4 protein-coding genes, 1 tRNA gene and 1 pseudogene are annotated in these 4571 nt (G+C 57.5%); 3 read left to right on the forward strand and 3 right to left on the reverse strand.

The genetic code is table 11. The features are described 5' to 3' along the window. Positions 1-108 (forward strand): annotated as a pseudogene (locus tag ACW8PS_RS05775) (IS5/IS1182 family transposase); the annotation flags it as partial. A 29-nt stretch (positions 109-137) separates the two neighbouring features. On the opposite strand, the gene ACW8PS_RS05780 reads toward ACW8PS_RS05775, so the two are convergent. Next, a complete protein-coding gene (locus ACW8PS_RS05780; protein WP_491526362.1) occupies positions 138-815 on the reverse strand; it encodes a hypothetical protein in 678 nt (225 codons plus the stop codon). Between the two features lie 60 nt (positions 816-875). Then, on the reverse strand, positions 876-3047 hold the full coding sequence (uvrB, locus tag ACW8PS_RS05785) for an excinuclease ABC subunit UvrB (protein WP_491526363.1): 2172 nt from the start codon (positions 3045-3047) through the stop codon (positions 876-878). A 362-nt stretch (positions 3048-3409) separates the two neighbouring features. Between uvrB and ACW8PS_RS05790 the strand changes: the two genes are divergently transcribed. Then, positions 3410-3721, forward strand: coding sequence for an ETC complex I subunit (locus tag ACW8PS_RS05790; protein ID WP_491526364.1), 312 nt, complete (start codon positions 3410-3412; stop codon positions 3719-3721). Between the two features lie 115 nt (positions 3722-3836). Continuing rightward, positions 3837-3913, forward strand: a tRNA-Arg gene (locus ACW8PS_RS05795). A 10-nt stretch (positions 3914-3923) separates the two neighbouring features. Here the strand turns inward: ACW8PS_RS05795 and ACW8PS_RS05800 are convergent. Then, the coding region (locus ACW8PS_RS05800; protein WP_491526365.1) for a tyrosine-type recombinase/integrase at positions 3924-4571 on the reverse strand (648 nt) is incomplete at its 5' end.

Here is a 4571-nt window from a genome sequence, read left to right on the forward strand (position 1 = left end):
AAATGCCGCCGATTGGCAAAGGACTGGGAGAAAACCATTGCGAGTGCCGAGGCTTGGGTCCTCATCGCCCATATCAAGCGCATGACAAGGCTACTCGCAAGAGATTGAAAAGTATCAGATCATTTTGAATCGGACTCTTAACCATTTGCTCCATCTAAATTTGTTTCAAACGCGATTGCGGTACGAATAAGTTTTTCCGGAATTTCATAAATGTTAGACAAGTAGCGTGTGTCCCCAAACACTTCGAATTCGGCCTTCAACGTGCCTGTGGAAACACCAAATTTGTCAAGAATTGGGTCGCCGAAGTGACGGTTGGGGTCAATAATGATCTGGGCAAACCCTTTTGGCCGCCAACGAGCGACTTTTTCATCTTCGTACTCTAAGTCATTTAGTGATTGCTCGATGATTTCTCGAAACACTTTCTGTCCAGGGCACCTCTTGGACAGGCTGACATATTCGCCGTCACCCTCAATTGCCTCCATAAGGATTTCAGAGCCATCGGTCTTAAAGGACTGTGAGGCAAGAGGGCGTTTCAGACCAAATTTTTCTTGAACAAAGGAAATTGCGTAACGTATTGACGGCATCGATATTTGCGCGCGGCGCATTGCGGAGACTACCCTGACCTCGATTAAGTCAATGAAACTGATTTCAGTCACGTCGTCGTCCAAAAATTGGTAGTGAGCCTGCCAAAGTGGTTCGGTTGGGCCACTTCCACGGGTCCAGCGAAGAACCTGTTGGGGGCTGCTTCCAACGAGGCGTGCTGCTTCTCTGGGGGTGTATACACCTTGCCCAAGAATTCCTTCATCCAGCGGCATTTCGGTCCTCCTAACGACTTTGTAGCGTGGTTTTTCCTGGAGGGAAATCCTGAATTCCTGCTACCTCCCCCGCTTCCCGCCCCTTTGCCCCGGCCGTCCCGCCGTTGAGCGACCGCTCATTTTCGTTGCCCCCTCAACCGCCGCGTCGACTGCCGATTGCCGCGCCAGCGGATCGTTCGAGACCACCAGATCGACCACTTCCAGCCGCTTGATCTCATCGCGCAAACGCGCCGCTTCCTCAAACTCCAGGTTCTCGGCGGCCTTGTGCATCTGGTCGCGCAGCCCGTCCAGATGGGCCTCCAGATTGGCCCCGTGCAGCGGTGTGTCGATCTTGGCCGTCACCCGGTTCATGTCGACATCGCCCTTGTAGAGACCGGCCAGAATATCCTCGACATTCTTCTTCACCGTTTCGGGGGTGATGTCGTTTGCCTCATTATAGGCGGCCTGTTTGGCGCGGCGGCGATCGGTCTCGCGGATGGCGCGCTCCATGCTGCCGGTCACCCGGTCGGCATACATGATCACCCTTCCATCGACATTGCGCGCGGCGCGCCCGATGGTCTGCACCAGCGAGGTTTCCGAGCGCAGAAAGCCCTCCTTGTCGGCGTCCAGAATGGCCACCAGCCCGCATTCGGGGATATCCAGACCCTCGCGCAGCAGGTTGATGCCGACCAGAACGTCGAAGGCCCCAAGGCGCAGGTCGCGCAGGATCTCGATGCGTTCGATCGTGTCGATATCGGAATGCATATAGCGCACCCTGATGCCCTGTTCATGCAGGTATTCGGTCAGATCCTCGGCCATGCGTTTGGTCAGAACCGTGACCAGTGTGCGGTATCCGGCGGCGGTGACGCGGCGGATTTCGTCCATCACGTCATCGACCTGGGTGGTGACGGGGCGGATCTCGACCGGCGGATCCAGCAGGCCGGTGGGGCGGATCACCTGTTCGGTGAAAACGCCGCCCGCACGGTCAAGTTCCCAGGCGCTCGGCGTGGCGGAAACAAACACCGATTGCGGCCGCATGGCGTCCCATTCCTCGAATTTCAGGGGGCGGTTATCCATGCAGGACGGCAAGCGAAAGCCATGTTCGGCAAGGGTGAGCTTGCGCCGGTAATCGCCGCGATACATGCCGCCGATCTGCGGCACGCTGACATGGGATTCATCGGCGAAAACAATGGCATTGTCGGGGATGTATTCAAACAGTGTGGGCGGTGGTTCGCCCGGCGCGCGGCCGGTCAGATAGCGGGAATAATTCTCGATCCCGTTGCAGACGCCGGTGGCCTCCAGCATTTCCAGATCAAACCTTGTGCGCTGTTCCAGCCGCTGCGCTTCCAGCAGCTTGCCCTCATCCTCCAACTGTTTCAGGCGAAGGGTCAACTCCTCGCGGATGCCCTTGATGGCCTGTTTCATCGTCGGGGTCGGGGTGACGTAATGCGAATTGGCATAGACGCGGACCTTTTGCAGAACGTCGGTTTTTGCGCCGGTCAGGGTATCAAATTCGGTGATCGCTTCCAGTTCCTCGCCAAAGAAGGACAGCCGCCAGCCGCGATCGTCCAGATGGCTTGGCCAGATCTCCAGGCTGTCACCGCGCACCCGGAAACTGCCACGCTGAAAGGCGGCGTCGTTGCGGCGGTATTGCTGCGCCACCAGATCGGCCATGACGGCGCGCTGATTGTAGTCACGGCCAACCTCCAGATCCTGGGTCATGGCGGTATAGGTTTCAGGGGAACCGATGCCGTAGATGCAACTGACCGAGGCCACGATGATCACATCGTCGCGTTCCAGCAGCGCCCTTGTGGCGGAATGGCGCATCCGGTCGATCTGTTCGTTGATCTGGCTTTCCTTCTCGATATAGGTGTCAGATCGCGCGACATAGGCCTCGGGCTGGTAGTAGTCGTAATAGCTGACGAAATATTCCACCGCGTTATCGGGAAAGAAGCCCTTGAATTCGCCGTAAAGCTGCGCCGCCAATGTCTTGTTGGGGGCCAGGATGATGGCCGGGCGCTGCGTTTCCTCGATTACCTTGGCCATGGTGAAGGTCTTGCCGCTGCCGGTGACGCCCAACAGCACCTGATCCTGTTCGCCATCTCTCAAGCCCCGCGCCAGTTCCGCGATGGCGGTGGGCTGGTCGCCGGCGGGCGTAAACGTGGTGTTCATGACAAAGGGCCTGCCGCCTTCCAATTTGGGCAGATCCCGGTTGGGCGCGGCAGTCATCATGGGTGAGATGGTCTGGGACATCGGTGATTCCTTTGGGCAGCCCCAATAGAATGATCTTATTTTGTTCCGGTTCAAGGCCAGCTGCTGACAAGGTTTGGCAGGAGGATCAGCGCCTTGCGTATTCACCGAAAATTTTACACGTATTTTCGGCGTATTCGCGGGGCAATTTTCTTGCCGTGTCGGGATATTGGGGCGTAGGTTGGCCGTTGCAAGCAACATAATGATTGCCAGCCGGCCCCGCACCACCCACCCCACCCCTCGCTCCACCGGGCCCGGCTGGCAATCTGCTTTCCCCAGAACATCGCTGTGACCAGAATGCCCGTTGCATCATTGGGCGTCTTTCGGGATAAGATGACCCGGTGAGAATGAAGGAGACCGCCCCGATGCGCGCGCGAATCTACCAACCGGCCCGAACCGCCATGTCATCCGGCACGGCCAAGACCAAAGACTGGGTTCTTGAATTTGCACCAGTTGAGCGGCGCAGCGTCGACCCGCTGATGGGCTGGACCAGTTCGGGCGACATGAACGCGCAGGTCAAACTGCATTTCGACAGCGCCGAGGCGGCGCAGGATTACGCAAACGCGCATGGCATCGACGCCCTGGTGTTGCAGCCGAAAAAGCGCAAGGTCAATCTGCGCCCCGGTGGCTATGGCGACAATTTCGCGACCTATCGGCGTCAGGTCTGGACCCATTAGGGGTATTCGGGCGGCAGTCCAGGTTCCTGAAAGATGACCCGCTGATCAACTTCATGGCGCTGCGCCCTTAAGCCGCTTGCATCCGCCCCGCGCCTTGCGCAAATAAGGGGCCAGCGGTCCCGTAGCTCAACTGGATAGAGCACCTGACTTCTAATCAGGATGTTGGGGGTTCGAGTCCTCCCGGGATCGCCAAGCATACTGATTAGTCCCTTAATTTCAAAGGTTTGATATTCTTTTTGGCGAACATATCTGTTATGTTCACCACGGTTTGTTCACCGTTCGGCCTTGCCAGCAACAGCGCCATGCCATCGCTCGCCATGCCTTCGCGGTTCGCAGCGGCTATGTATCGTTGCACTTCCGTCAAGGTTTTGTGGCCCGTGATCGCACCGATTTGTGGTGCCGATGCACCGGCCTCTGCCAATCGACGGGCAATTGCCTTGCGCAACCCGTGAGGCGTGCATTTCGGAAGGCCAGCAGCATCACACCATCGGCGCATGTCGCCGGTAATGGATTTTGCTGAACGCGCCTTTCCAAACTTGGTTTGCAGGAAAGTGCCTTCATTTTTGGGGCAGGTTTCCAGCAATGCCGCGAGGTCAGGCGCAAGGGGAATGCTGATAAGAACCGGATCCTTGTCTCGTCGTGTTTTTTGACGTCTGTATTGCAGGCGCAAACCCTCCGGGGTGTCCTTGATGCTGAACCATCCCAACTTGACCACATCAACGCGCGCCGCGCCGGTCCAGAGCATCAGCGTCATGATATGGTGCGGCAAAGTTCCCGGCTCATGGATGGAATAGAAGCGGCTGATTTCAGCCTCTGTCCAAGTGTGATGCCCGCCGCCGTCGATCTGCAA

This window comes from Alterinioella sp. (assembly GCF_058343375.1).

What these genes read in the sequence shown, in the direction of transcription:
- ACW8PS_RS05780 (WP_491526362.1), bottom strand. Translation starts at nt 815, where the DNA reads ATGCCGCTGGATGAAGGAATTCTTGGGCAAGGTGTATACACCCCCAGA.
- uvrB (WP_491526363.1), bottom strand. Translation starts at nt 3,047, where the DNA reads ATGTCCCAGACCATCTCACCCATGATGACTGCCGCGCCCAACCGGGAT.
- ACW8PS_RS05790 (WP_491526364.1), top strand. Translation starts at nt 3,410, where the DNA reads ATGCGCGCGCGAATCTACCAACCGGCCCGAACCGCCATGTCATCCGGC.